General features: G+C 67.0%; 15 protein-coding genes. 7 read left to right on the forward strand and 8 right to left on the reverse strand.

Translation table 11 applies throughout. From position 1 onward, the window contains the following. Positions 1 to 55: 55 nt before the first annotated feature. The 7 genes from EV671_RS03190 to EV671_RS03220 form a co-directional block, all read right to left on the reverse strand. Positions 56 to 2542, reverse strand: coding sequence for a WD40/YVTN/BNR-like repeat-containing protein (locus EV671_RS03190; protein ID WP_207911079.1), 2487 nt, complete (start codon positions 2540 to 2542; stop codon positions 56 to 58). A 94-nt stretch (positions 2543 to 2636) separates the two neighbouring features. Next, positions 2637 to 4163 carry an alpha-N-arabinofuranosidase gene (locus tag EV671_RS03195; RefSeq protein WP_132569831.1) on the reverse strand — a complete coding sequence of 509 codons (1527 nt, stop codon included), beginning with the start codon at positions 4161 to 4163 and terminating at the stop codon, positions 2637 to 2639. Then, positions 4160 to 5698, reverse strand: a complete 1539-nt coding sequence (locus tag EV671_RS03200) for a family 43 glycosylhydrolase (protein WP_132569832.1) — start codon at positions 5696 to 5698, stop codon at positions 4160 to 4162. The genes EV671_RS03195 and EV671_RS03200 overlap by 4 nt, the downstream gene beginning before the upstream one ends. After that, a complete protein-coding gene (locus tag EV671_RS03205; protein ID WP_132569833.1) occupies positions 5695 to 8151 on the reverse strand; it encodes a glycoside hydrolase family 95 protein in 2457 nt (818 codons plus the stop codon). Before EV671_RS03205 ends, EV671_RS03200 begins: the two co-directional genes overlap by 4 nt. Beyond that, the gene (locus EV671_RS03210; RefSeq protein WP_132569834.1) at positions 8148 to 9446 is read right to left on the reverse strand and encodes a GDSL-type esterase/lipase family protein; all 1299 of its coding nucleotides are present in this window, start codon (positions 9444 to 9446) and stop codon (positions 8148 to 8150) included. Before EV671_RS03210 ends, EV671_RS03205 begins: the two co-directional genes overlap by 4 nt. 18 nt (positions 9447 to 9464) lie before the next feature. Beyond that, positions 9465 to 11090 carry a GH35 family beta-galactosidase gene (locus EV671_RS03215; RefSeq protein ID WP_132569835.1) on the reverse strand — a complete coding sequence of 542 codons (1626 nt, stop codon included), beginning with the start codon at positions 11088 to 11090 and terminating at the stop codon, positions 9465 to 9467. A gap of 76 nt (positions 11091 to 11166) precedes the next feature. Then, entirely contained in the window at positions 11167 to 14241 is a 3075-nt protein-coding gene (locus EV671_RS03220; protein ID WP_132569836.1) for a TonB-dependent receptor, read from the reverse strand. Between the two features lie 294 nt (positions 14242 to 14535). Here EV671_RS03220 and EV671_RS03225 point away from each other — a divergent pair, with 294 nt between their 5' ends. Then, positions 14536 to 15270, forward strand: coding sequence for a FadR/GntR family transcriptional regulator (locus EV671_RS03225; protein WP_132569837.1), 735 nt, complete (start codon positions 14536 to 14538; stop codon positions 15268 to 15270). A gap of 93 nt (positions 15271 to 15363) precedes the next feature. Next, entirely contained in the window at positions 15364 to 16098 is a 735-nt protein-coding gene (locus EV671_RS03230; RefSeq protein WP_132569838.1) for a FadR/GntR family transcriptional regulator, read from the forward strand. A 23-nt stretch (positions 16099 to 16121) separates the two neighbouring features. On the opposite strand, the gene EV671_RS03235 is transcribed toward EV671_RS03230, so the two are convergent. Further along, positions 16122 to 17648, reverse strand: a complete 1527-nt coding sequence (locus EV671_RS03235) for a tryptophan halogenase family protein (protein ID WP_132569839.1) — start codon at positions 17646 to 17648, stop codon at positions 16122 to 16124. 189 nt (positions 17649 to 17837) lie between these two features. On the opposite strand from EV671_RS03235, the gene EV671_RS03240 reads away from it, so the two are divergent. The 5 genes from EV671_RS03240 to EV671_RS03260 all read left to right on the forward strand — a co-directional run bounded on the left by EV671_RS03240 (position 17838) and on the right by EV671_RS03260 (position 26403). Beyond that, positions 17838 to 19256, forward strand: a complete 1419-nt coding sequence (locus EV671_RS03240; protein WP_132569840.1) for a hypothetical protein — start codon at positions 17838 to 17840, stop codon at positions 19254 to 19256. A gap of 181 nt (positions 19257 to 19437) precedes the next feature. Further along, positions 19438 to 22716 carry a TonB-dependent receptor gene (locus tag EV671_RS03245; protein ID WP_132569841.1) on the forward strand — a complete coding sequence of 1093 codons (3279 nt, stop codon included), beginning with the start codon at positions 19438 to 19440 and terminating at the stop codon, positions 22714 to 22716. A 218-nt stretch (positions 22717 to 22934) separates the two neighbouring features. Next, positions 22935 to 24410 (forward strand): tryptophan halogenase family protein, encoded by a 1476-nt coding sequence (locus tag EV671_RS03250; RefSeq protein WP_132569842.1) that lies wholly within the window; start codon positions 22935 to 22937, stop codon positions 24408 to 24410. A gap of 21 nt (positions 24411 to 24431) precedes the next feature. Next, a complete protein-coding gene (locus EV671_RS03255; RefSeq protein ID WP_132569843.1) occupies positions 24432 to 25376 on the forward strand; it encodes a sugar kinase in 945 nt (314 codons plus the stop codon). A gap of 73 nt (positions 25377 to 25449) precedes the next feature. After that, positions 25450 to 26403, forward strand: coding sequence for a PA14 domain-containing protein (locus EV671_RS03260; RefSeq protein WP_165917453.1), 954 nt, complete (start codon positions 25450 to 25452; stop codon positions 26401 to 26403). Positions 26404 to 26531 lie beyond the last annotated feature (128 nt).

Genomic DNA, 26531 nt, shown 5'->3' on the forward strand with positions numbered 1-26531 from the left:
ACTTGGGCCGAGAGGCCGGCGCCGTGAGTTGCGCGCCAGGCCCCGAGTCAGGAACTCAATTGCTGTAGTTCACGCCACGGCAACTGCCGCCGACATAGACGCGACCGTAGGTGGCCTGGTCGGCGGTCATCACGCCCACGCCGCCCCACTGGTGGGCGTCGTCGTTGTGACGCACCCAGGTGCTGCCGCCGTCGTCCGAGCGCCATATGCCCCAGACGCCGTTGTTGATACCCACCACGTAGACCGCAGCCGTGGCCGTCGAGCCGGGCTTGGGCTTGCCCAGCGTAACGATGCTGGCGCCCGCCACCAGAGGGCCGTCCCAATCGTTGCGCCCTGTCCCCCAATTCGGCGCGAAGGCGCTCAGCTTGGTCCAGCTCGCGCCCGAATCGACAGAGTGGTAGAGGGCCAGGCCGTCGGCCACCCAGAGGTCGCCTTCGACATAGGGATTCACCGCCATCGACGAGGCGCCGAAGGGTGCGAAGCGCATGTTGGCGTTCACCGAGCCCTGGCTCAACGTGAAGTTGTGGCCGCCGTCCGTCGAGACATAGACCTTGGCCTGCTTATAGGTCCACCAGGCGCCGCCCGAGTCGTAGGCATAGACCTTGTTCGGGTTCTTGCGGTCGGCGACGAGGCGGTAGCTGCTGGGGATGCTGGTTTGCGTGGGCGCCGGCAGGTTGGTGGCCGTCCAGCTGGCACCGTTGTTGGTGGTGTAGGAGGGAATCGTGTTGCCCGGCGCCCAGACCACGTTGTTGCGTGCTGTGACGACCAGGTTGGATTCCGCACCCGTGTTGCTGGTGGCGCCCGCCGGGAGTGTGCTGAGCGACGCCCAGGTCTGGCCGCTGTTGCCGGACCAGTGGCCGATGCCGAGAGCGCTGCCGTCCGGGTTGTTGATCCGGCCGTTCGCGACGATGTAGGTCGGGTCGGACCAGGCCATGTCGGCGGAGTTGCCGTTGCTCCAGGACTTGTAAGGGCTCAGCGTTGGCGCGGTCGAGAGATTGGTGTAGATCCAGGTGCCGACGTCGCCGGAACTGTTGAGCAAGGTGTAGGAGGCGCCAGCCGGTGGGGCCTTCAGGGACAGCGTGCAGGTCTCTTCCAGGCCGTTGACCGCGCTGCTCCAGGTGGGCGCAGACGCGGAGGCGTTTCGGGTCTCGATGATGCCGCCGCCGTGGACGTGCAGGATACGGTCACGGTTGAAGGGGTCGATCTCGAGGTCGTCGACCCAACCACGGGCGGTGACGCCGGGCGTCCCGTCTTCAATCTCGCGCCAGTTACGGCCGCCGTCGTCGGACAGTTGCACGAGCTGCTGACCGGCGTTCCAGGCGCCGCTCACGCCCACCGCAATGCGCGCGGTCGACCCGCTTCCATAGACGGACAGGCCGCCGAAGCCGCCGGAGTCGCTGCTCTTGAGCAGTGTCCAGTTGCTGCCGTCGAACTTGTAGAGGCGTGCGGGACCGCTGTCGCCAGGCCCTGCACCCTGGGTGAACGCGAAGTAGTACATGCCGTCCGCTGCGCGCACTGTGTGCGGGACGTGATAGCCCGACACCGGCGTCGTGACTGGCGTCCAGGTGGCACCGCCGTTGACGGACTTGTACAGGTTGGAGCTCAGGCTCGCTGCCGTGACGTAGTCCGGCGCGATGGTGGCGTACATGATCCAGGTGGTGGCGCCGCCCCCGACATTCGAGTTGTCGAAGATCAGTTGCTCGACGCCCATGACCTGGCCGCCCAGGTTGTTGATCTGGGTCTGGGTCAAGACCGTGGATGACAGCGAGGTCTGGCTCCAGGTCTGGCCTGAGTCCGAGCTCTTCCACAGGCCGGCGGTGCGCGAGGCGTAGAACAGGATGGTCGGATTGGTGGGGTCGACGGCCAGGCGCTCGCCGATGGCGCGGCCGTTGTTGTTGCCGCCCGCCGAGAACGGCAGGTTGACGGAGGTCCAGCTGTTGCCGCGGTTGTTGGAGATGTACAGCTTGGCGGTGGGGTTGGCCGAGATGGACATGTCGGCGACCATGTAGACGCGCTGGTCGTTGGTCGGGTCCACGGCGATGCTCTCGACGCCGCGGTACTGGCCCTCGGTCACGCCCAGGCCATCGCTCAACGGGATCCAGGACGAGGTGCCGACATTCCAGCGATATGCGCCGCCGACGTCGGTGCGGGCGTACAGGACATCCTGCGTCTTCGGATGGAAGATGAGGCCCGGGACGTAGCCGCCGCCGCCCCACTTGACGTTGGCCCAGATGCCGACGCCGATGTTGAAGGCTTGGGTGCTCTTGGCGCCGCAGCTGTTGGTGTAGGTGGCCGTCGCCGTGCAGGCGCCGGCGGGCGAGATGGTTTGCTCGCGCGAGGCCCCGACGGTGCCGCAGCCACTCCAGCTCCAGGAGCCGCCGGAGGTCGGCTGCGGGCCGAGGATGGCGGAAGCGCCGGTCTTGATGGTGGCGGACGATGTCTGCGTCCAGGTGCCGTTGACGTTGATGTACGGCGTGATGGCCGTCGGCGTGCAGGTCTGCGCGATGGCTGGCAAGGCGCCGCTTGCCGCGAGGGCGAGCATCAGGGGTCCCAACTTCAGTCTCATGGTTCTACCTTTCAGCGAAGGTGCTCGGCCGGTTGTCTCCTCCGGTCACGAGCGTTATGGGGAGACCGGCTCAGGGCCTGGGCACGATCTCGACGACAACGACGGACTTCGGCGGCAGGTCCAGCAGCCCCGACGAGGCGGCGGCGTAGGGCGCGGGCGCAACGGCCTGCGGCTGCTGGAAGGTGTTGTGGGCGTCCATGGACTGTGCGGTCAGCACGCGGCCGCGGGCGCTGCCTGTCAGATTGGTGGCGACTCGGGCCGGGTGGCTGGGGTCGAGGTTGACCAGGGCCAGCAGCAGCTTGCCGTCGGGCGCGCGTGCCGCGCTGGCGTGGACCGCGGGGAGCTCGACATCACCTGTGCGGAAGACGGGCGCGTCGAGCTTGATGGCCAGCGGCGTGGCGCCGCGAAAAGGCTTGTAGAGGTCGAAGGCGTGATAGGTGGGCGTCAGCACCATCTTGTCGCCTTCGGTCAGCACCATGCTCTGCAGCACGTTGACCATCTGGGCGATGTTGGCCATCTTCACGCGATCGGTGTGGCGATGGAAGATGTTGAAGGACACCGCCGCCAGCACGGCATCGCGAAGCGTGTTCTGCTGGAAGAGGGCGCTCGCGCCGGGCGGCGTGTCGTACCAGGTGCCCCATTCATCGACGTAGAGCGCCACCCGCTTGTCCGGGTCGTGCTTGTCCATGATGCGCTTGATCGCCTCGATGCGGCCGTCCATGCCGAGCGCCGACTTCAGCGTGCGCGCCCAGGCGCCGGCGTCGAAGCCGGTGGCATCGCCGTGCCGGGTCCAGTTGTCGGGCAGCGAGTAGTAGTGCAGCGTGAACGCGTCCATATGCCTGGCTGAACGCGACATCAGCACCTCGACACGGTGGTCGTCGCCCTCGCCGTCGCCCGAGGCGACGCGCGTGACGCCCTTCAGGAACGTGGCGTACTGGTTGTGGAGGTCGGATTGGTACTCGGGCCGCATGCTGCCGCCGCAGCCGAAGCTCTCGTTGCCGACGCCGAAGTACTTCAGCTTCCAGGGCTTGTCGCGGCCGTTGCGGCGGCGCTCCTGGGTCAGAGCCGAGTTTTCGCCAGCGGTGATGTACTCGATCCACTGGGCCATGGCCCGCGGCGGCATGGAGCCCATGTTGCCGGACAGGTAGGCCTCGCTGTCCAGCTGTTCCACGAGGTCCATGAACTCGTGCGTGCCGACGCGGTTGGTCTCCAGGCCGCCCCACCAGATGTTGCGGCGCGCGGGCCGCTTGGCCGGATCGCCGATGCCGTCGCGCCAGTCGTAGTCGTCGGCGAAGCAGCCGCCGGGCCAGCGCATCACGGGAATGCCGACGCGACGCAATGCCTGAACCACGTCGTTGCGCCAGCCGCGTGTATTGGGGATGCTGGATTCCGGCCCGACCCAGAGACCGTCGTAGACCCCCCTGCCGAGGTGCTCGACGAAGTGGCCGTAGACCGTCGGTTCGATGCGAGGGGAGGGCTCGTCAAGCGATACGGCCAGGCGTGCCTGGGTCGCCTGGGCGGACGCCAGCGTGGCGGCGCAGAGGGCGAATGCCGCGACCAGGGCTTTGGCGGCGAGGGAGTTGATGCGGAGTGTCATGCGTCGAGGCTTTGGTAGCTGAAATGCCGGAACCGCACTTCGCCCGGGCCGGCTGCGAACAGGGCCGGGCGCAGGCTCAGCAGGGCGCCGAGTCCGTTCTGGTGAAGGGTCGAGATGTCGCGCAGCCAGGGGTTCTGCGTCCAGGGGCCGTCGCTGGCAGCGTGGTGGAAGCTGACGAGGTGGCGCCTGTGGGTCATGCGCAGGCGGTGGTGGCGGCCCTGCGTGGGCTGCCGCATCCAGCGGTGTTCCTGGCCGTAGCTGTAGGTATGCACCAGGCCGTCGCCGATGCCTATGCCCACGAAGCCGCGGGTGTCGTGGAAGAGGGCGAGGCCAGCCTGGACGGTGCCGTCGAGCTCGAAGTCGAGCTCCGCCACATAGCTGTGGTCGCCGACCCGGCAAGTCAGCGGCGAACAGTCGTGCGGCCCGCTGCCCTTGCCGCGCAGCAGGAGGCCGTCGTCGGCATAGCGCGCGCGAAGCAGCTCTCCAGGCCCTGCATCGAAGAAACTCCATTGCAGGCCGAGCCGGTTCTGCCTGAAGTCGTCCGAAAGCGGTTGCGCAGGGTGGTCGCCGCAGCCTCCGCGTGGCTTGCGCATCGGCCGGTCGAGCCGCGCGCCAACGGTGCGGAACCAGCCATCGCGGGTCCACTCGATGGGTTGCAGCAGGGTCTGGCGGCCGAGTGTCCGATAGCCGTGCTCGTGGCCGTGGCAGGCCATCCACCAGTCGCCGCCGGGGCCTTCCACCAGGCTGACGCGGCCACCGGTGCACCAGGGGGCGTCCGCGTCTCCTGCCGAGGCGATCGGATTGAAGGGGCAGTCCTCCCAGGGCCCGAAAACCGAGCGTGACTTCGCCACGGCAAGCACATGGCCTTCCGACGTGGCGAGCGCCGAGATCATGTAGAAGAACTCGCCGCGGCGGAGCAGCCTCGGGCCCTCGGACACCGGCAGGTCCGTGCCGCGTTCGCGCTGCTGCTGGCCGATCCTGTGCGCAAACTGAAGTTCGCCATGGGTGGCCAGGCCGTCATCGGAGAGTTCGATGCGGCGCGCGCCGTTGACGAACAGGTGGCGCCGCCCGTCCTCGCCGACGACGTGGCTGGGATCGAGGCAGCCGTCCAGGCCCAGGTCGAGGGGCGGGCTCCACGGGCCGCGGATGTCCTCGGCATGGATGACGTAGATCGCGCTGCGACGGCCCTGCAGCACGGGGAGGTAGACGAAGTAGCGGCCACCGTGCCTGACCAGGTCCATGGCCGAGACGCTGCCCAGGGGCTGGGTCAGCGCAGCCGTGATGGGCGTCCAGTTCACGAGGTCGCGCGAATGGCAGATCAGGACGCCGGGGCAGGACTGCAGCGACGAGGCCGTCATGTAGTAGTCGGGCCCGTCCTTCAGCAGGGTCGGGTCGGGGTGGTCGCCGGCCACGATGGGATTGCAGAAGCTGCCGTCGCCGCGGTCAGGCTGGCGCGAGCCGCCGCCGTCGCGCTGCACTTGCAGAGTGACGGTCGAGAGCGGCGCGGGCTGCAACAGCGGCGAAGAAGGCGTCATGCACCCGTCCCGAAATCGGCGGGTGCCACGCGGGCGCGGCCCTGGGCGTCCAGTCGCAGCGCCAGGCGTCGCCCGCGGCAGCGCAGCGCGACGCTGGCGTGCGCAGGCCCGCGCAGCTGCAGCCGGCGCAGCCGCCCGTCCTGCCAGTCGACGTCCACCTCCACGCCGCCATGGGCCCGCACGCCATGCAGGCGCCCCTGGGGCCAGGCCTTGGGCAGGGCGGCCAGCAGGTGGATCTCACCACCCCATGACTGCACGATCATGTCCAGGATGGCCGCCGCGCCGCCGAAGTTGCCGTCGATCTGGAAGGGCGGGTGGGCGTCGAACATATTGGGGTAGGTACGCGCCGGCCCGAGCAGCCCCTGCAGGATCTTGTAGGCGCGCTCGCCATCGCCCAGGCGGGTCCACAGCGCCAGCCGCCAGGCCGTGGCCCAGCCAGTGCTCTCGTCGCCGCGGGCGTTCAGCGTCACGCGCGCGGCCTGGGCCAGTTCGGGTGTGTCGCGCACGTTGACCTGCTCGCTGGGGTAGACGGCGTAGAGGTGGGAGACGTGGCGATGGCGCTGGTCGGCAGCGCCCGCGTCCCAGTCCTCCAGCCATTCCTGCAGCTGGCCCTGCGCGCCGATGCGGTCGGCCGGCAGGCGCTCGCGCGCCTGGCGCACGGTTTGCGAGAAGGCCGTGTCCACCGGGCCCAGCTGCTGCTGCGCCGCCAGCGTCGCGTCGAAGAGGTCGCGCAGGATCTGGCGGTCCATCGCCGGCCCGGCGCACAGGGCCACGCCGGCGTGATGCTCGTTCTCGGGCGACAGCGAGGGCGACGTGACCAGGCCGTGGCCTTGCGAGTCCTGGATCAGCGTGTCGAGGAAGAACTCCGTGGCGCCGACGAAAAGCGGCACCAGGCGCCGCAGCAGGGCCTGGTCGGGCTGGTACTGGAACTGCTGCCACAGCGTCGTGCAGAGCCAGGCGCCGCCCATGGGCCACATGCCCCACAGCGGGCCGTCGATGGGGGCCGTGGCCCGCCACAGGTCGGTGTTGTGATGGGCCATCCAGCCGCGCGCGCCGTAGCTGTCGCGGGCGGTGCGGGCGCCGGTGACGGCCAGGTCCTCGACCATCTTCAGCAGCGGCTCAAGACATTCGCCGAGATTGGCCGGCCCCGCGGGCCAGTAGTTCATCTCGGTGTTGATGTTGATCGTGTACTTGCCTTCCCACGGCGGGTGCAGGACTTCGTTCCACAGCCCCTGCAGATTGGCCGGCTGGCTGCCCGGCCGCGACGACGACATCAGCAGATAGCGCGCGTACTGGACGTACATTGCCGTGAGCGCGGCGTCGGGCTGCTGCGGCACGTCCTGGATGCGGGCGTTGGTCGGGCGTGCATTGGCCTCATGGCCGCCGAGGTCGATGTGCAGGCGGCGGAACAGCGCGCGGTGGGCCTTGACGTGGTCGTCGCGCAGCCGGGCGAAGGGCTTGCGCGCGGCCATCGTGGTGTGCTGGCGCACGGTCGCGACCGGGTCGCCGCCTGTGTCCTGGTAGTTGACATAGCTGGTCTCGCCGGCCACCAGCAGCGTCAGCCGGCGTGATCCCCGCACGCGCAGCTGGTCGCCGATGGCCTCGATCTGCCCGTCGCCCGCCGCCTGCACGCGCAGCGCGTAGCGCAGCTGGCCCGCGATGCCGAAGGCAGACACATTGCGGCCCTCGATCAGCAGCGCGTCGCTGCCATCGGCGCGGACCGTCAGCGCGGCCGGCCGCTTCTCGGCATGGAGGGATTCGCGATGATCCCAGGGCGCGCCGACGTAGACCACGCCGTGGGCGTCGTACTTCGTGTCGCCGAAGCCGCCGTAGGGCTGGTAGTCGGGGTGGCGATAACCGAGGTCCAGGTTGATCACGCCGTCGCCCACGACCTCCAGGCGGATCACGGTCACCTGGTCGGGTTCGCTACAGAAGGCCTCCCGCTGGTGGCGTGCGCTGCCGTCGAAGAAGCTGGTCAGCGCGATGGCGCTGTCGAGGTCGAGGCTGCGGTGGTAGCGCGCCGCGCCTTTGAGGCCGGGGAAGTCCAGCAGCAGGTCACCTGCGCCGCTGAAGGGCATCTGCTTGATCGGCCGGCCCATCAACGCCTCGGAGGTCAGCTCGTTGGCCTCCTTCCAGCGCTGCTGGGCTATCAGCTGGCGCACTTGGGGCAGGGCGTCGCGGAACTTGGGGTTGTCCGCGACGTAGGGGCCGCCGCCGTAAAGCGTGTCGATGTTGAACTGCAGGCGCTCCTGCGCCGCCCGGCCGAAGACCATGGTGCCCAGACGGCCGTTTCCCAAGGGGAGGGCTTCGATCCAGGGGCCGGCGGGTTGGTCGTACCAGAGTGTGAGCGCGTCGTCGGCCAGGCGCGCGGCGCCGCTGCGCGCAAAGGCGGGCAGGGCGGACAGGCTGCAGGCCAGCGTGCTGCCGACGATGAAGCTGCGGCGGGTGCTCATCGCGCCACCCCCATCAGCTGCTGCAGCGTCGGTGCCATGGCGCGCTGCCAGATCTCGTAGCCGCGCTCGTTGGGATGCAGCAGGTCGGGCATGACCTCCTTGCTGAGCGTGCCGTCGGGTTGAAGCAGGGCCGCGCCGATGTCCAGGAAGTGGATCTGGCGGCCGTCGGCATAGCCCTGGATGATCTGGTTGACGCGCTGGTTGATGCCGCGCAAGAAGTCGTCGGGCTTCTCGCCACGCGGGAAGATGGCTAGCAGCAGGACCTGCGCGTTTGGCAAGCGCCGGCGGATCTCGTCGAGCAGACGCTTGATGCCGGCGGCCGTGGTCTCGGGGTTCTCGGCGCGGTGGCCGCTGTTGTTGGTGCCGATCATCAGCACGACGGCCTTGGGTGCGAGGCCATCGATCTCGCCATGCTGCAGGCGCCACAGCGCGTTCTCAGTGCGGTCACCGCCGAAGCCCAGCGCCAGCCCGTGGAGGGGGGCGAAATGACGCTGCCAGACCTCGCGGCCCTCCTTCTCCCAGCCCTGGGTGATGGAGTCGCCGATGAAGACGACTTCGGGCGGCGTGCCGGCGGCGAGGAGCTGGCGCTTCTCTTCCAGCTTCTGCTCGTGGCGAGGCTTCCACCAGTCGATGGACCAGGACTCGTTGAGCATGGCCGGCGTGACCGACTCGCTGCGGTAGTCGGGGCAGGCCAGGCCCGGCACGGACGCGCGGGTCAGGCGCACATTGGCGACGCTGACGCGACCGCTGCCGGTGCCTTCGAGCCCAAAGGGCAGGGTGACGGCGGAAAAGTCGGCCCCCTCGCGGGCGAAGCAGCTCATGGACAGGGCCACGTGCTGCCAGCCCTTGCCGGCCCAGCCGCGAGCCGGCTCAAGGAGGTTGACGGCGCGCTCGCAGCCGGCGCCGCAACCCAGCTTCACGCTCACGCCGCCCTGCGCGAGCACGCCGACGTCGAGGTCGAATTCCAGCATGCCGTCGGCGTAGGGGCGCAGGTCGAGCGGCTTGCGGCTTTCGATGCGGAGCATGGACTGCCACAGGTCGCGCCATTCGAAGGTCAGTGCATCGCGCCGGCCGGCGCCGACGTGGGCGCTGGCGCCTGCGAAGGCGTTGCCGCCATGGTCGGCCTTGGGTGCCGGCGCGACGACGCCGTCGCTGGTCAGCTCGGCCTGGGCTTCCCAGTGGCCGACGGTGACGCGCCAGGCGTCGGTCGGGGCGGGCAGGATGACGAGGTCCTGGGCATGTGCCAGAACGGTGGCGGCAAGCAAGGCGGATGCGATGAGGTTGCGGTACTGCATGGAAGCGATGGGAGGGGGTCAGCGGTAGCGGCCCAGCTTGACCTTGATGACGCGCGGATTGGCCGTGAAGTTCAGGCCCCAGTCGACCTGATCGCCGTTCCAGCGGCGCTCCATGACCCACTGGCCGTCGGGGCCGAAGCGGCCTTCCTCGACGTGGTCGATGAGCACCCTGCCGCTGGCCTCGGCGTCGTCGATGCGCACGCGCGCCTGCTGGCCGACGAGGATGAATTCGTCGTCGCCGAGCTGGGCAATGGCCACGCCGCCGGAGGGCGTCGCGGCATGGGCGGGCAGCTCTTTCTGATTGCCAGGCCATTCGCGCTCGCCGAACTGCCACTGGCCGAAGGTCACGTGGGCCTTCCAGCCCTTCATCGCGACGAACTGGTCGGCATGGTCGTCGGGCTCGGCGACGCCATGAGTGCGGCCTTCGTAGGCCCAGCGTGCCCACTGGCGCTGCATGGGCCGGAAGGCGGCATAGACCCTGGCGAAGGGCTCGATCATGCCCTTGTCGCTGGCCTTGGCGCCGAGGGGGAAGTTGGCGTAGTCGAAGTAGTCGATGCCGAAGGGCGCTACACCCAGGCTGCCGCGACCGAGGATTTGATAAACGTAGCGGGCGTATGCGGCGGCGTTGCCGAGTTCGGGCACCCACAGCGGGTTGTCGGCGCGCTGAAACTTGTCCAGATGTGCTGCGACCTTGACCGACTCGGGGTGATAGATGTCCGGGCCGACGATGTCGATATGGGGCGCGACGGCCTTGTAGATGTCGATGACGTCGTAGGTCGGGCCGCCGCTGGCGAAGTCCTTGTTCCAGGGCTTGGGCGGCTGCTCCAGCGGGTCGCGCAGTGCGTTGTTGACGTACATCGGCAGGTTGTGCACGGCGCGGCCGGCCCTGGCGATCTCCTCGATGTAGCGGGCGATGGCCCAGGCATGGAAATACTCGTCGGCGTAGTCACCATAGACCTCGCGCCAGCTGCCCGAGCTCTTGGCCACCGGCTTCTTGCGGGCCAGGACCGCGGCCGGTACTGGTTGCTCGAAGGCAGCTTGTGCGGCCTTGCCGAAGTCGCGCGCCAGGCCGAAGGTGCCGACCTCGTTTTCCACCTGCACCATCAGCACGGTGTGCTGATGGTCATCCACCCGCTTCAGATGCGTCATCAGCGCGGTGAAGGCGCGCTTGTCGGCATGGAGCGTCGCCTCGCCGAAGGGGGACAGGCAATAGCTGTCCTTGCCGGTCGCGTCGACCATGCGCGGGAAGCGCCGGTTGTCGAACTTGACCCAGGCCGGTGTGTATTGGGGGCTGGTGTTCTTCCAGGTGCCGAACCACAGCAGCACGACGCGCACCTGATGCTCGCGCGCCTGCTTCAGCAGGGTGTCGATGAAGGAAAAGTCGAAGCGGCCCTCGACCGGCTCGATCTGCTCCCAGGCCACCGGCACCTCGACTGTGTTGGCGTGGATGTCGGCGATGGCGGGCCAGACCTTGTCCAGGGCCTTGGGATAGTTGCTGGAGTTGTGGACCTGGGCGCCGAGGATGGTGAAGGGCTGGCCGTCGACGAGCAGGGCGTGGCGGTCTCCCTCGTGTACGAGCTGTGGACGCTCTGCCGGCGCGGCGACGGCGAGGGTCCACGGGAACAGGAGAACCAGCGCCGCCATGCGAAGGCGGTTGGAGCGAAGCTTGGGCATAAGTCGGCGTGCCCGTCCGCGCCGTGGCGCGGACGGGGAAGAAGGCTCAGAACGAATAGCGCATTTGCACGGTGTAGCGCCGGCCGGTGTAGAAGGCCGACCTTTGCATCAGGCCGATACCCTGCTGCATGTACTGCTTGTACAGGGCATCGTTGAGGTTCTGCGCTTCGAACGAGACGCCGAGGTCGTCGTTGACCTTGTAGTGAACGCCCATGTCGACCTGGCCGTAGGCTCCGCCCCAGGTCGGCAGCGAGAAGTTCGACGAGAACGGCTTCTTGTAGTTCGGGCTGTTGGGGTTGTAGTCCCAGCCGTTGCCGAAGTCGTCGTTCGTGCCGAAGGCATTGGCCGCCTGCAGGTACTTCGAGCGCCAGCTGTAGGCAATGCGTGCCGAGAGCGGACCGTAGTCGTAGAGCAGGGCGAGGTTGAACGCCCTGCGCGACATGCCCGGCAACGGCAGGTTGCCGATGACGTGGCCGTTGGTGTCGCAGCCGTAGAGATTGCGCGCCAGCTCCGTTTCGACCGTGCCCCGCGGCGTGCACCACTCGAGGTTGATCTTGTCGTACATGGTCATGGTGCTGTCGATGAGGGTGACGTTGCCCGACACCCCAAAGCCCGACAGCCAACCCGGCAGCTTGTCGAAGTACTGCTGGTAACCCACCTCGATGCCGCGCGTCTTGCCCTTGGCGCCATTGACGGGCGCGGTGATCGCGAAGTCATGCGGCTGGCCGCTAGTGTCCGAGACCCGGTAGTAGCCCGTCTGGCCAATGACGACGTCCCTGAGCTGCTTGTCGAACACCGCCACCGTGAAAGAACTGGTCGGGCCGAAGTAATACTCCGCCGTCAGGTCGAGGTTGTTCGACTTGACGGGCTTGAGCATGGGGTTGCCCCGGGCCGACCCGGTGTAGGAGATCGAGTCGACCACCGTGTGGCCGCTGGCATCCTGGTGCGTCTGCACGGTCTGAGAGATCGTCGTGTAGGCCTGCATCTGGTACAGGTCCGGCCGGGAAACACCCTTGGACAGCGCCATGCGGTATTGCAGCTTGTCGTTTGCCTTCATGCGAAGGTTCAGGCTGGGCAAGACGCTGGAGTAGGCGTTGTGGAAAGTTTGCAGCTCGGCCTTGGGTTCGAGTACGGGCACGCCGGGGTTCTGCTGGTAGTTCGGCACCGTGAGGATGGTGTTGCCCACCGCGTCGGCCTGCGTATAGACCGCGCGAACGCCCACGTTGCCGTCCACCGGATAGGCAAGGTCGTCGAAGCTGAAGCGCAGCTGGCCGTAGACCGCCTGGGTGCGTTCGTTCTGCTCGTTGCGGCCCTTGTCGTCGCCGTATTGGGCCGGGTTCCAGTGGGCCCAGCAGGGGCTGACCTGGCAGACCAGGTCGGCATAGCCGTGGACTTTCTTGAAACCGGCGTCGTTGAGCAGGTTCATGTCCGGCACGACGATGGGCGCCGGCATCGGACCCTTGCCGTTGAAGAAATTGTTGAAAGGCTGGATGTGGGTGTCGCCCTTGAAGCGCGGGTCACTCATCCAGGCGAGCTGGCTGAACGGCTGCCATCCATCCTTGCCCACGGCCCACGGCTGCGTGATCTGCGCCCACTCGGAGTCGTGTGTCGACTGGGTGATTGCACCGCGATGGGTCAGTCGGAAGCCGAAGCGCAGGTCGTTGAGCACCGCGTCGTCGAAGTTCAGCTTGCCATCGACGCGCCACGCGGTTTCGCTGGCCGTCGCATGGTCCCGGTGCTCCTGGGCGGAGCCCCAGTAGTAGTTGCTCGCGTCAGCGAGGAAGGCACGGTCAGCGGCGTCGAAATTGAAGCTGGGCGTCGACGTCGTGAAATCGACCTGCTGCTTGGGCATCCAGCCGCCGGTGCCGATCAGGTAGTCGGTGCCGTCGCTGATGGCCTTGATGTGCTGAAGGTCGGAGCGCAGAGTCAGGCTGGGCGACACCTTCGCGGTGATGTTCCAGGCGATGTCCCGGGTGTCCGCCGTGCGGCCGGCGTGACGCGAAAGGGTGGCAAAGCCCAGGCCGTGGATGGCCCCGCCGGGCGCGCCGTCCCCCGGGGCCCGGAGCGTCCCGGTCAACAGCGCGTCATTGGCGTCGAAGGTGGCGCCGGGGTCGAGCGTGATTTGGGTGTTGGTGCCGCCCACGGACATGCCGTTTTCCCGCGTGTCCATCTTGTACTTCGAGCGGAAGTAGGTGAGCGAGGACGAGACGTCGTTCTTGCGCCACTGCAGCGCGCCGTATAGGCCATCGCGCGTGCGGTCGAAGTCGCTTGCGCTCCAGGAGCCGCCCTTGCTGATCCAGCGCAGCTTGCCGCTGGTGTCGCCGATGAGGGCATCGGTGCGCGGGTAATACGGCTCGACGAACACGCCGTTGGCGCGCGTGGCGATCTTGGAGTGCGCGATGTCGAGCAGGGCGCCGATCTCGCCCAGGTCGGTCTTCCAGCGGTTGGACACCAGTCCCGAGAACGACGGCTCGGCCTTGCCGCCGCGCAGTTGCTGGCGCGAGGTCTCGGCGGAGAAGGCCCCCTTGAACCCCTTGAAGTCGAAGGGCAGGGCGGTTCGCAGGTTCACCAGGCCGCCGATGGCGCCTTCGACCTGTTCCGCCGACGGGTTCTTGTAGACGTCGACGCCGGCCATCAGCTCGGGCGGCACGTCCTCGAAGCTCAGCGAGCGCCCGCCATTGGCGGAGAAGGAGTCGCGGCCGTTCAGTTCGGAACGCACGTAGCTCAGGCCGCGCACACTCACGCCGGTGCCCTCGGCGGCGAAGTGCATGACGCCATCGCCGACGCCCTGTTGGGGATCGGCGCGGTTCAGCGTGCGGTCGATGCTGACGCCGGCGATGCGTTGCAGCACCTCGGTGACGGATTTGTCGGGCAGCTTGCCGATGTCGTCCGCGACGATGGAGTCGACGACCTCGTCGGAGTTCTGCTTGATCTTCTGGGCCGATTGCAGCGCCGCGCGCTGGCCGCTGACGATGACGGTCTCGATCTTTTGCGGTTTGGCTTCGGCCGCCGAGGCGGCGGAGGCTGGCGCCGGGGCGGCCTGGCCCCAGGCCACGCCGGTGCAGAGCAGGGCCGCTTGTGCAGCGGCCAGCGAGATGGCGGTTCTGCGATGCTTGTTCACTGTGTCTCCTTTGAAGCTCTCTAGGGCTCTTTGACAGGGATCCGGCTCGGTGGCCGAAAGGGCAGGTCGGCGATCGCTTCCCGGTCGGGGCGCGTTGGCAGCGCTGTCAATGCGCACGCAAAAGTAAGGTCGCTGGTCAAACCAATTCGGTCTTGCCACTTTGCCATAGGTCGATAGTGGTCAGACCAGTGCATACCCCAATACGGTGATTTAAGCTTTGACGAGGTAACATGAAAAAAGGGCCGCGTGGTTGCGATACCATTTGGTCAGTCCAATTGTTGGGAGCTCAGCGGCATGTCTAGCCATCACCGTGCCAGCGAATCGCGCAGGCAATATCAGTTGGTCGCCGACAGAATCCGGGCCCTGATCGAAGAAGAGGGGATCGGTGCCGGTTCGCGCCTTCCGGCCGAGCGCGAGCTCGCGCTGCAGCTCGGCGTGTCGCGCCCCTCGCTGCGTGAAGCGCTGATTGCCCTGGAAATCGACGGCCGGATTGAGATCCGTGGCGGTTCGGGCGTCTATGTCTGTGCGGTGCCGGTGGGCGCCAGCGATGCGGCCACGTCAACGCTCGGCGAAAGCCCGGCCGAACTGATGCAGGCACGCGTCGTGCTGGAGGGGGCCGTCATCACGTTGGCGGCGGCTCGCGTGACCAAGGCCGGCCTGCAGCGTGTCGAGGACGCTCTGGCGGCCATGCGCGAGGAGCACGCCAGCGGCCGCAAGCCGGTCGATGCGGACCGCCGCTTTCATCTCAGCATTGCGGAGATGGCAGGCAATTCCGTGCTTGTGGATATGGTTGGGGCGCTGTTCGACGGTCGCCATGGGCCCATCGCCGCGCGCATGAGTGGCAAGGTCGAATCGACCCACACGTGGGAGGCCGCCGTGGGCGAACACGAGGCCATCTATCGTGCATTGGAGGCGCGCAACCCGCAGGCTGCCGCTGCGGCGATGTGCAGCCATCTGTTGGCCTCCCACGGGCGTTGGGTGGGCGAGGTGGCGGACGTGGCCACCAAGGCGGCCCTCAGCGGCGCGTAGATCGCGGCGTGCCCGGCTGGCCGACCAATGGCGTTTGGCGCCGTCGGGTTCCGATGACTGCGCCTGCGCAAACCATGAGGAAATGAGGGCGTCATGCCCAACCCAAGACATCGCGGCGCTGAACGCCGCCGCCAGTATCAGTTGGTCGCCGACCGCATCCGCGTCCTCATCGAAGAGGAGGGGCTCGGCCCGGGCGCGCGCCTGCCCGCAGAGCGCGAACTGGCGATGAAGCTCGGCGTCTCGCGCCCCTCCCTGCGTGAAGCCCTGATTGCTTTGGAGATCGACGGCCGCGTGGAGATCCGTGTTGGATCTGGCGTGTACGTCTGCACCCCACCGGCGGGAGACGGCGGCGCGACGTCTTCACTGGGCGACAGTCCGGCCGAGCTGATGCAGGCGCGCGCCGTTCTCGAGGGGGCCGTCATCATGCTGGCGGCAGCGCGCGTGACCGCGGAAGGCCTGCGGCGGCTGGACGAGGCCTTGGCCGCGATGCGTGCCGAGCATGCGCGTGGCAGCAAGCCGATCGAGGCGGACCGGCGCTTTCACACCTGCATCGCCGAGATGGCTGGCAATTCCGTGCTGGTGGACATGGTGGGTGCGCTTTTTGATGGCCGCCACAGTCCCATCGCGGCCCGCATGAGCGGCGAGGCTGAATCCACGCGGGAGGCCTGGCAGGTCGCGCTCGGCGAGCACGAGGCCATCTACCGTGCGCTGCAAGCACGCAATCCCCAGGTGGCGGCAGCCGCGCTGAGCCGCCATCTGTTGGCCTCGCATGGACGCTGGGTCGGTGAGGCCGACGAGATGGTGGTCAGCGGCGTCGCCGACGCCTGACTCCACGCCTCCCGCGCGGGACATCAGGCGGGCTGGTTGCCCGCCACGCTGGCGACGAATTTGCCATGGGTCGGCATGCGCTCCACGGCCCGACGGATGGAGTCGTGCACGCCCCACATGTGGCGCCGGATCTGTTCGACGTCGACCAGGTCGATATAGGGGTCATGGCGCTCGGGCAGGACCTCCAGCCCCAGAAACATCGAGGCCCAGGAAGGTTCCAGAAACCCTTCCGGTTCGAGGATGGTCACCCGCCCGGCCTGGCTGAACAACTCGATCTGGTGGGCAAGGCCGTCGGGGATGGACATGGCGGCGCACTGGCGCCAGAACTCGCTGTCGCGACGCTTGCCGAGCTTGTAGTGCAGGATGATGAAATCGCGAACCGACTCATAGCGATAGGCCATCTGGCGATTGAACTCGTCGGCGAGCTTCGGCGCGAAGTCGCGGTCCGGCAGCATGGACGTCAGCCGGCTGACGCCATCCATGATCAGCTGGATGCTGGTGGATTCCAGCGGCTCCAGGAATCCCGAAGACAGGCCGATGGCGACGACGTTCTTGACCCATCCCTGCCTGCGCCGGCCGGTGACGAAGCGTTGCTGGCGCGGCTCGTCCAGAGGCTGTCCGTCGAGGTGGCTCAACAACAGGTCCGCGGCCGCGTCGTCGCCCAGGTGGCCGCTGCAGTAGACCAGCCCGTTGCCGGTGCGGTGCTGCAGCGGGATGCGCCATTGCCAGCCGGCGCCGCGGGCGGTGGACGTGGTGAACGGCGTCATTGGATCGACGCGCGCGCAGGGCACGGCGAGGGCGCGGTCGCAGGGCAGCCAGTGGCTCCAGTCCTCGTAGGGCGAGTTCATCGCGCCGCCGATCAGCAGCGCCCTGAAGCCCGAGCAATCGATGAAGAGGTCGCCTTCGACGCGTCGCCCATCGCTCAGGTGAACGGCCGTGACGAAGCCATCGTGCTCGGAGGTCTCTACGCGCACGATGGTGCCCTCGACTCGCTGGGCGCCGTGGTGAAGGGCGTAGCTGCGCAGGTAGGCGCCGTACAGCGAGGCGTCGAAGTGATAGGCGTAGTTGAAGGCGTTGGTCGGCGATGGTTCGCCAGGCTGCGGCGGCATGAAGCGCATGTTGCGCGCCATCACCGTCGCGGTCGACCATTCCTCGTAGGAGGGCAGGGTGGGGTCCAGTCGCCGCAGCCTCAGCCAGTAGGCCCACAGCGGCCGGTTGTGAATTGCGGGGCCGAATCCGCCGAATCCGTGGAAGAAGCGGTGGCCCACGCGTCCCCAGTCGCGGAACTCGATGCCCAGCTTGAAGCTGGCCTGGGTCTTGCGGACGAAGTCGGCTTCATCGATGCCGAGCATCTGGTTGTAGAAGCTGATGGTCGGCAGCGTCGCCTCGCCGACGCCGACTGTGCCGATCTCGGTGGATTCGACCAGCGTCACCTCGCAGTGATCGGGTTGGCCAGGCCGGCACAGCATGCGCGCCAGCGGCGCCGCCGTGATCCACCCCGCACTCCCCCCGCCAACGATGACGACTTTGCGCAACGCCCGACTTCGCATGAGGACAAGCTCCGATGTTGTTGTGGTCAAGCCACTTTGGTCAGACCAGGAGTTTGCCCTACTTTGGTTTGGTCATACCAGTGGCGTAAGATTTGTTTACCGGGTCGAACTGGCAGTGGGCCAGCACCTATGGGCCGGCGGTGGGGCCTAGATTTGGCCAGACCAGTCTACAGAACAAGGAGACAGAACGTGACGCAGAAAGTATTTCGGCATGGCCAGAAATTGACGCTGTTGGCGACATGTGCGGTGTTGGCAGCCTGTGGCGGTGGCGGCGGTGGCAGCGGCACTTCGGGTGGCCTGATGCAGAGCATCAACATGAGCCTTCCGTTCGGTGCGACATTGTTGACCGGGCCGTACACGCTCAAGGCGACGGCGACTTCGGGACTGCCGGTCACGTACAAGTCCAATACGCCGAGCACCTGCACGGTGTCCGGGGATCAGCTCACGCTGGTCGCGGCGGGCGAGTGCTCGGTCATGGAAAGCCAGCCTGGTGGCACCTCGGCGGACGGCAAGGTCTGGGCTGCGGCAGACAGCCTGAGTGGGGTGTTCGTCGTGCTGAAGCACCCCCAGACGGTCACTTTTGCGCCGCCCGACTATGTGTTGAGTGCCAACGCTTCGTCCGTCACGCTCAGCGCGAGTTCGGATTCCGGGCTTCCGGTGACTTTCACTGCAGACACGCCTGCCAACTGTTCGATCACGGGCAGCACGCTCCAGCTTCTGGGCAAGGGCACCTGCGCGGTGACGGCCATGCAGGCAGGCAACGACAACTACGCGGCCAAGTCGGTGCAGCGCTTCATCGCCGTCGACCCGCTGCTGCTGGCCGATGGATTCAGTGGGACCAACGGCACCGGCGCGGGTTCCTCGAACCAGTTGCTCACCGCGCAGGGCGGCGGCGTCACGGTCAATCCTTGGGACAGCACGCTTGGTTCCGGCTGGGAGTGGTGCGGCAATGACCGCCCCGACTGGTGCTACCACAGCGTATCGACTGACGGCAAGACGCTGAAGTCGGCACTGGAGGTGCCCAAGGACAAGTTCCCGACCGGTTGGCACTACGGTTTCAACAAGATCGACATCTTCGTGCCCGGCAAGACCTCGTTCGCTTCGAGTGGCGACACGACGGGCGGCCTGAGGGTCACGACCGAAAAGGCCCTGGGCTTCACGATGGACATTCCGCAGGGGCTGTATTCCGCCGGGAAGCCGATCGTGGCCTACCTCGATCTGGGCAAGAACAGTGGCGGCTGCAATGTGGAGCTGGCCACGCTGGTCTGGCCCAGGGCAGCGGGCCCCGTGTCCTACAACGTGCCGCTGAGCAACTTTGCGGTGACGAACAATTGCGGCATTTCCGGCGTGACCGCCGCGTCGGTGGACAACGACGTCCGCAATCTTCCCAACCCCTGGGACGCGCAAGGCAACCCGGCGAACCTCGCCGCCTTCAATACGGCGCTCGATGGATTCAAGGACGCGCGCACTTCGGCCACGACGCTGATGGGCTCCTCCGACATCATCCGCATGCGGCTGCGCCTTTTCTCTCCCAACGACACGCAACTGGCGGGTACCAGCTTCTATTCGTCGTCTATCTCGATCATTGGCGCCATCACCATCCAGTAATCCGTCCGTGTGCGCCAGAGCCGCGGCGGGGCGAGTCGGCATCGTGGTGGCCGCTTGCCGGCGAGCGCGGCCATCGCAGAACTCTGGCGTCGGCAAGGCCGTTGCCATGCGTGGCACCCAACATCCCCGGCGCCTTCCATAGCGCGCCGCCAGGAACACCGAAGGAAATCGGAGACACCTCATGAAGAAAAACTTTCAGACCACTGCGATCCATCGCGGCGTCATCCAACTCGCGCTTCTCAGCGCCGGCGGCGTCGCGTTTGCGCAGACGCAGTCGGACGCAGACAAGACCCCGTCCTCGCTCGAAACCGTGGTCGTCACGGGCACGCGCGCAGCAATCCTGAATGCGCTGAAGCGCAAGCAGAACTCCGAGGAGGTCGTCGACTCCATCAGCGCCGACGAAGCCGGCAAGCTGCCCGACAAGTCCATCACCGAGGTGCTGCAGCGCGTCGTCGGCGTGAACATCCAGCGCGTGCGTTCGACCAACAACGACCCCGTTCATTTTTCCGACGGCAGCGACGACCGCATCATCGTGCGCGGCCTGCAGTGGGGCTCGTCCACGCTGAATGGCCGCGAGGTGTTCTCCGCGGGCTGGCCGGGCCGTGACCTGAGCTGGAGCGCCGTGCCGTCCGAACTGATTGGGGGCGTGGACGTCTACAAGAACCCATCGGCCGAAAGGATCGAAGGCGGCGTCGCCGGCCAGGTGGATCTGCGGACCCATCTGCCGTTCGATTTCAACGGGACCCATAGCGTCGTCAGCTTCGGCAGCAACTACGAGCAGAAGACGAAGAAGTCGGCACCGGCGCTCTCCGCGATCTACTCGACCCGCTGGGACAACGATTCGGGCCGCTGGGGTGCGTTGGTGGACCTGGCCCTGAACCACTCGACCTACGAGAGCCAGCATCTCGACCTGCAGCCCTATTTCCCCCGCAACGACATCGCCGGCCACGTCGGCGAGACCTTGTGGGCGCCGGGTGCGGCCAACTGGGGGCAGAACGTCGGCAATTCGGACCGCCAAGGCTTCTTCGGTGCGCTGCAGTGGAAGAAGAACGACATGCAGTCGACGCTGACGTCGTTCGTCTCCAAGGGGCGGGAGCAGAACACCGGCTCCAACATCTATCCCAGCTTTTCCGACCCGAACTACAACGCCTCGCCCTACGGCGTTCGCATCGATAACCCGGTGGTGGATGGCCGCGGCGTGATCGTGTCCGCGCACTACAGCTATCCCCTGAACCTGCCCAAGTACCCCGACGGCACGATCAACTGGCAGTATGGCGGCAAGGGCGCGAACAATTTCGCCGATGGCGGCCTGAGCATGGGCACCAGCCGCGCGTTCACCGAGCATCACAGCGCCACCAGCGAACTGGCCTGGAACTACAAGTGGGCCATCAACGACCGCTGGGCCGTGCAGAACGACCTGCAGTGGGTCAGGTCCTATTTCCGCACAGTCGGCGAGGAAGTGCAGACCGCCACGTTCATGCCCGGCATGGACATCACGACCAATGGCACGGCGCCGGTGCAGATGGGTTTCGACCAGAAGACGCGCGACTTCCTGGCCGATCCCGGCAACTACTACTGGCTGTCGGTGATGCCTGGCCGGCTCAAGGGCGACGCCAACCTGCACGCCTGGAAGGCCGACATCAAGCGCAGCTTCGACGATCCGGTGCTGCGTGACCTCACCGTCGGCTTCCGCACCACCTACCGGACGTCGGTGCGTGAACAGGCAGTCTTCGGCAATCAGAAGCCGGATTCAAGCGCGAGCGTGGGTTGGCAATCGATCGCCGTCCCGTGGCAGGTGCGGCAGACCGGCACGGCCGGCCAGTTGCCCAATATCCAGAAGGACGACCCCAACAACGGTTGGCAGTCGCGTGCCAATTTCGCCTACCTGAGCGATCCGCGCTACAAGGCGGCTGCCCCGGTGGAGGTCTACAGCTACACGCCCTTCGGCGGAAATCAGCCCCCGAGCGTGGTCTTCCCCACCTATGCCGGCATCAAGGACCCCGCCACCTACGCCAAGCTGCTGAACGGTGTGCGCTACCAGCAGTGTCTCGATTCGGTGAAATGGGCGACGGACTGGAACAACGATCCGAAGAATGTCAACAACAAGGTGACCGTTCCGACCTGCGACCCCAAGGCCGCGGACTACAACGTCGACCCCACGCTGTACTACGGCCAGAACCCTTTCAAGATCAGCAACGTGGCGGAGCGCACCCACGCCGTCTACGGCAACCTGCGGTTCGGTTTCGACGACTGGAAGGTGCCGATGGAGGGCAACGTCGGTCTTCGTCTGGTTTACACCGGCCGCGTCTCCCACGGCTTCACATCTTTCGTTCCCAAGTACGACAACACCACGCCGGCGTACGTTCCGAAGTTCGGCGCTGTCGACGATCCGCTGGACGTGCATGCGAGCCATACCGACGCGCTGCCGTCCATGAACCTGAAGTTCAACCTGAACGGCGACAACAAGCTCATCGGCCGCATCGGCATGGCCCAGAGCGTGTATCGCCCGGGCTTTGACCAGGTGCAGGAAGCGGTGACGCTGACGCAGACCATCGACACGGTCAACAACTCGATCAACTACGGGGGCAAGAACAACGGCAACGCGAAACTGAAGCCCCTGCATTCGAACAACTTCGACCTCGCCCTCGAGTGGTATCCGCACGCCGGCCAGGCGCTCACGGCGACGATGTTCTACAAGGACGTCAAGGACCTGGTCTACAACTCCACCTATACGCGCGACTACAACAGCCTGGCGGGCAGTCCGCAGACCTTCGCCATCACCGGCCCCCGCAACGCCGCCAGCGCCAAGCTCAAGGGCATCGAGTTGGGTGCCGAGACCTACCTCGACCATTTCGATGCGCTGAAGGATGTGCTGCCGGACTGGGTCAAGGGCTTTGGTGTGTCGGCCAACTACACCTACGTCGGCAGCAAGCAGAAGTTCTACCGCGATTCCCATACGCTGTACTGCCCGGCCTACAACACGCTGACCGACGATGCCATCAAGGTCTACGGTTGCGACACCAATGGCGTGCCCCTCGGTGCCCTGCCGGTGCCCAATGTGTACAAGAACACCGCCAACTTCGCGCTGCGCTATGACCGCTACGACTTCGGGTTCCGTCTGGCCTACAACTGGACGAGCCGGGTCCTGCAGAACGTAGGCAACAACGGCAGCCCGAGCGGCAACAATGGCACGAGTGCCGATCCGGCGCGGCAGACGGCCTGCCACGGCGGCGTCTGCCAGGATGCCTGGTGGGGGTTGCCGCAGTACCAGGAGGCCTTCGGCCGGTGGGACGGTAACGTGTACTACAAGTTCGCGGGCAAGTTCAACGTTTCGTTCAGTGCGACGAACCTGAACAACGTGGTGGTGCGCCGCACCAACCTGCAGGCACCGGGCTATATGGGGTCGAGCTGGATCTTCCCGGGCCGCAGCTACAACCTGTCAGGAAGCTACGAGTTCTGATGAGAACCGGGGCGCAAGCCCCGGCTCGTCGGTGGGCCGGCTGCGTTTCGCAGTCGGCCGTTTTCGCTTTACTGAGTGAGGCTCATGGCCCTCCAGCGTCGGGATCTCCGTTGCCTCTTCGGCGCGGCACGGGTATTCGCGGAAGAATCTTCCAGGTCGATCGACGCAGGATTGTTCCGGCCCTGATCACTCACCCCTTCGGAATTGAAAGCAAACTCATGGCGCAGAAATACGAGCGCATCGTCGTCGTCGGCGGCGGCAGCGCCGGCTGGATGACGGCCACGGCCCTGGCCACCGAGTTCAAGGGCCGCATCGGCATCGAGCTGGTCGAGTCCGAGGACATCGGCATCATCGGCGTCGGCGAGGCCACCTTTCCGTCGATCCGCGAATACAACCGCCTCGTCGGCATCGACGAGGCCGAGTTCCTGCGCGCCACCAACGGCACCTACAAGCTCGGCATTCGTTTTCACGACTGGCTCGAGCTGGGCAGGGACTACTTCCACACCTTCGGCCACTTCGGCAACCTCTTCGGATCGCAGACCCTCTGGGCCCAGCACCGCCGGATGGGCCTCGCCGAGCCGCTGGGCCAGCAATGCGTGCCCACGGTGATGGCGATGCAGGGCCGCTTCGTGCTCCCCAGCGAGCAGGCCCAGTTCAAGTACGCCTATCACTTCGATGCCGTGCAGTACGCGGCCTTCCTGCGCCAACTGGCAATCCAGCGCGGCGTGCGCCACACCCAGGGGCGCATCGTCGAGGTGGCGCGCCGTGCGGATGGCGGCGTGGCGGCGCTTCAGTTGGACGACGGGCGCCGCGTCGAGGGCGACCTCTTCATCGACTGCTCGGGTTTCCGCTCGCTGCTGCTTGGCGACGCGCTCCAGGAGCCCTTTGTCGACTTCAGCCACTGGTTGCCCGTCGACGGCGCCTGGGCCTGCCCCTGCGAGCGCAGCGGCGAGGAAATCAAGCCCTACACCGAGGCCACGGCGCTGGAAGGCGGGTGGGCCTGGCGCATCCCGCTGCAGAACCGCACCGGGCATGGCCATGTGTTCTCCAGCCGCTTCATCGACGTGGACCGTGCGCGCGAACAGCTGCTGGCGCGGCTCGATGGCAAGCCGCTGGCCGAGCCGCGGCTGCTCCGCTTCACCACCGGGCACCGGCAGCGCTTCTGGGTCCACAACGTCGTGTCCATCGGCCTGTCCTCGGGATTCCTGGAGCCGCTGGAGTCCACCAGCATCTACCTGATCCAGGACGGCATCGCGCGGCTGATGGCGGCGCTGACCACCGGGCGGCCGCTGGACGAGAACGACCTCGCCCTCTTCAACGACGGCGCGGCGCGGCGCTTTGCGCGCATCCGCGACTTCATCATCCTGCACTACTGCCTCACGCGCCGGCGCGACAGCGAGCTGTGGCGCCATGTCGCGACGATGGAGCTGCCCGAGACGCTCGCCTTCCGGCTGGCGCTGTGGCGCGGCTACGGGGTGCTGCACGAGTACGACGAGGAGGGCTTCGACGCCACCAGCTGGCTGGCCATTCATGCAGGGATGGATCATTGGCCAGAGCGGCAGGACCCCGTCATCGCGGAGATCCCGGCCGAGCGCGCGCTGCAGGCCTTGAAGGGCCGCAGCAAGGCCATCGCCGCCTCGGTGGAGCGAATGCCGCTGCATCGCAGCACGCTGCGCCAGGTTTTGGGCCAGTAGATGCCGCCGGCAGTCAAGCCCATGCCGTCATCCCGACGGCCAGTGTCCGTCGCGGCGCTGGGCGAATGCATGCTCGAACTGCAGGGGGAGGCTTTCGCCGGCATGCGTCAGTCCTTTGGCGGGGACACGCTCAATACCGCCGTCTACCTGGCCCGTTGCGGCGGCGCCGGCCTGAACGTGCACTACGCGACTGGCCTCGGCGACGATGGGCTCAGTGCCGGCCTGCTGCAGCGCTGGGCCGCCGAAGGCGTGCAGACCGGTCTGGTGCAGCGCTTGCCCGGGCGCTTGCCGGGGCTCTACATGATCGAGCTCGACGATCGCGGCGAGCGGCGTTTCCATTACTGGCGCGGCCAGGCCGCTGCGCGAGCCTATTTCGACGCGGCGACGACCGCCCTCGAGGAATGCGCCGATACGCTGGACGCGCTCTATCTGTCGGGCATCAGCCTGGCCATCCTGCCGGACGCCGGCCGCGAACGCGTCATCACGCTGATGGCCCGCATGCGCGAGCGGGGTGCGCTGGTCGCCTTTGACAACAACTACCGCCCGCGCCTGTGGGCCGGCGCGGCCGAAGCGCGGCACTGGTACGAGCGTGCGCTGGCCGCGTCGTCTCTGGCCCTGATCACGGCCGATGACCACCAGGCCCTGCATGGCCTCGCCAGCCTCGACGACGCGGTGGCCGATGCCCAGGCCTTGCCGGTGGTCGAGATCGCCATCAAGCGCGGCGCATTGCCGACGCGCGTCGGCCTCGGCGGCGCCTGGCGGGACGTGGCGACAGAGGCCGTGCCCCGCATCGTCGACACGACGGCCGCGGGCGACTCGTTCGCGGCCGGCTATCTGAGCCAACGCCTGCGCGGCGCTGCCCCGGTCGAAGCGGCTGCCTTCGGCAACCGGCTGGCAGCACGCGTCATCCAGTACCCCGGTGCGCTGATACCCCGTGAAGAAATGCGGGACCTGATCGCCGATTGAAAGTCGAAGGATTGGCCCTCGATCCCGCGACTCTGACTCCGCATCCATGACCCAACCAAGCTCCAGGGCGCCCATGAGTTCGTCGTTTTCCATTCGCCCCCGCACCATGACGGAAATCGGGGCGTCGCCGCAGTGGCAGTCCGGGCCTCGTGGCTATGGGCTGGTCGTCACCGTGATGGTCCACCTCCTGCTGCTGGCGGCCGTGCTGTCCTGGCGCTCGCGGGTGCCGCAGCCCAAGCCCCGCGAGATGGATGTGAACATCATCCTGCCGCAGCAGCAGCCCAAGATCCCGGAGCCCCCGCCGCCGCTTCCCAAGCCGGAGCTGGCGATTCCGAACTTGCCGCCCGTTCTCGAGCCCCCGCCTGTCGTGGTCGCCGAGGTTGCGCCTGTGCCCCAGGTTGTCGAGCCGTCGGTGGCTCCGCCCGTCGCGGGTCCGCCCCCTGCGCCTGCCGTCGTGGGCAGCGTCAATGCAGCGGCACCGGTTGCTCCTGCCGCAAGCGCCGTGGGAAGCAGCAGGCTGGTCGAGGAATGTGCCGACGCGCCGGACCGCAAGATGGTGGCCGAGGTCTATCGCCTGAGCACTCGGACCACGTCGGTGAAGGAGATGAGCCGGCGCAAACCCATCCGCACCGTCTGCCTGGCCCAGCTGAATTTCGCGCCGCGCCGCATGGGCCTGGGGCTTCCCGGCCTGGACCTCAGTGAGTGGTACGGGCTGGACATCCGCTTCACGGTCAACGTGCCGCAGGAAGGGCCCAGGGACTTCGTGTTGCTGAGCGACGATGGTGCCATCCTGAGCGTGGACGACACGGACGTCGTCAACAACGATGGGCTTCACAACCCTGAGGCCGTGATGGGCACGGTCAACCTGAGCAAGGGGATGCACAACGTCCGGGTCCGCTACTTCCAGGGGCCGGGTGATGGCGCGCTGATGCTCGGCTGGAAGAAGCCGGCCGAGTCCGACTACCAGCCCATCCCGACTCGTCTGCTCGGGCGTCCGCCGGCGGCGGATGCGCCTGCTTCGCAGTAGGCCGCGATCACTCGGGGGCTGCACGGTCCCCCGCTCACAAGAAACAGAACTGAGGACGGTCGTTCATGCGACTGCCTCCATCGGATTGATCTGGTAGCCCAGGGCAGCGGCACGGCGCTTGAGGGCAG

The organism is Roseateles saccharophilus (assembly GCF_004342485.1).
GTDB classification, from domain to species: Bacteria; Pseudomonadota; Gammaproteobacteria; order Burkholderiales; family Burkholderiaceae_C; genus Pelomonas; species Pelomonas saccharophila.

Coding starts and splice junctions, on each gene's coding strand:
- EV671_RS03195 (WP_132569831.1), bottom strand. CDS start 4,163: ATGACACTCCGCATCAACTCCCTCGCCGCCAAAGCCCTGGTCGCGGCA.
- EV671_RS03210 (WP_132569834.1), bottom strand. CDS start 9,446: ATGCAGTACCGCAACCTCATCGCATCCGCCTTGCTTGCCGCCACCGTT.
- EV671_RS03245 (WP_132569841.1), top strand. CDS start 19,438: ATGAAGAAAAACTTTCAGACCACTGCGATCCATCGCGGCGTCATCCAA.
- EV671_RS03250 (WP_132569842.1), top strand. CDS start 22,935: ATGGCGCAGAAATACGAGCGCATCGTCGTCGTCGGCGGCGGCAGCGCC.
- EV671_RS03190 (WP_207911079.1), bottom strand. CDS start 2,542: ATGCTCGCCCTCGCGGCAAGCGGCGCCTTGCCAGCCATCGCGCAGACC.
- EV671_RS03260 (WP_165917453.1), top strand. CDS start 25,450: ATGAGTTCGTCGTTTTCCATTCGCCCCCGCACCATGACGGAAATCGGG.
- EV671_RS03255 (WP_132569843.1), top strand. CDS start 24,432: ATGCCGTCATCCCGACGGCCAGTGTCCGTCGCGGCGCTGGGCGAATGC.
- EV671_RS03225 (WP_132569837.1), top strand. CDS start 14,536: ATGTCTAGCCATCACCGTGCCAGCGAATCGCGCAGGCAATATCAGTTG.
- EV671_RS03215 (WP_132569835.1), bottom strand. CDS start 11,090: ATGGCGGCGCTGGTTCTCCTGTTCCCGTGGACCCTCGCCGTCGCCGCG.
- EV671_RS03230 (WP_132569838.1), top strand. CDS start 15,364: ATGCCCAACCCAAGACATCGCGGCGCTGAACGCCGCCGCCAGTATCAG.
- EV671_RS03200 (WP_132569832.1), bottom strand. CDS start 5,698: ATGACGCCTTCTTCGCCGCTGTTGCAGCCCGCGCCGCTCTCGACCGTC.
- EV671_RS03205 (WP_132569833.1), bottom strand. CDS start 8,151: ATGAGCACCCGCCGCAGCTTCATCGTCGGCAGCACGCTGGCCTGCAGC.
- EV671_RS03235 (WP_132569839.1), bottom strand. CDS start 17,648: ATGCGAAGTCGGGCGTTGCGCAAAGTCGTCATCGTTGGCGGGGGGAGT.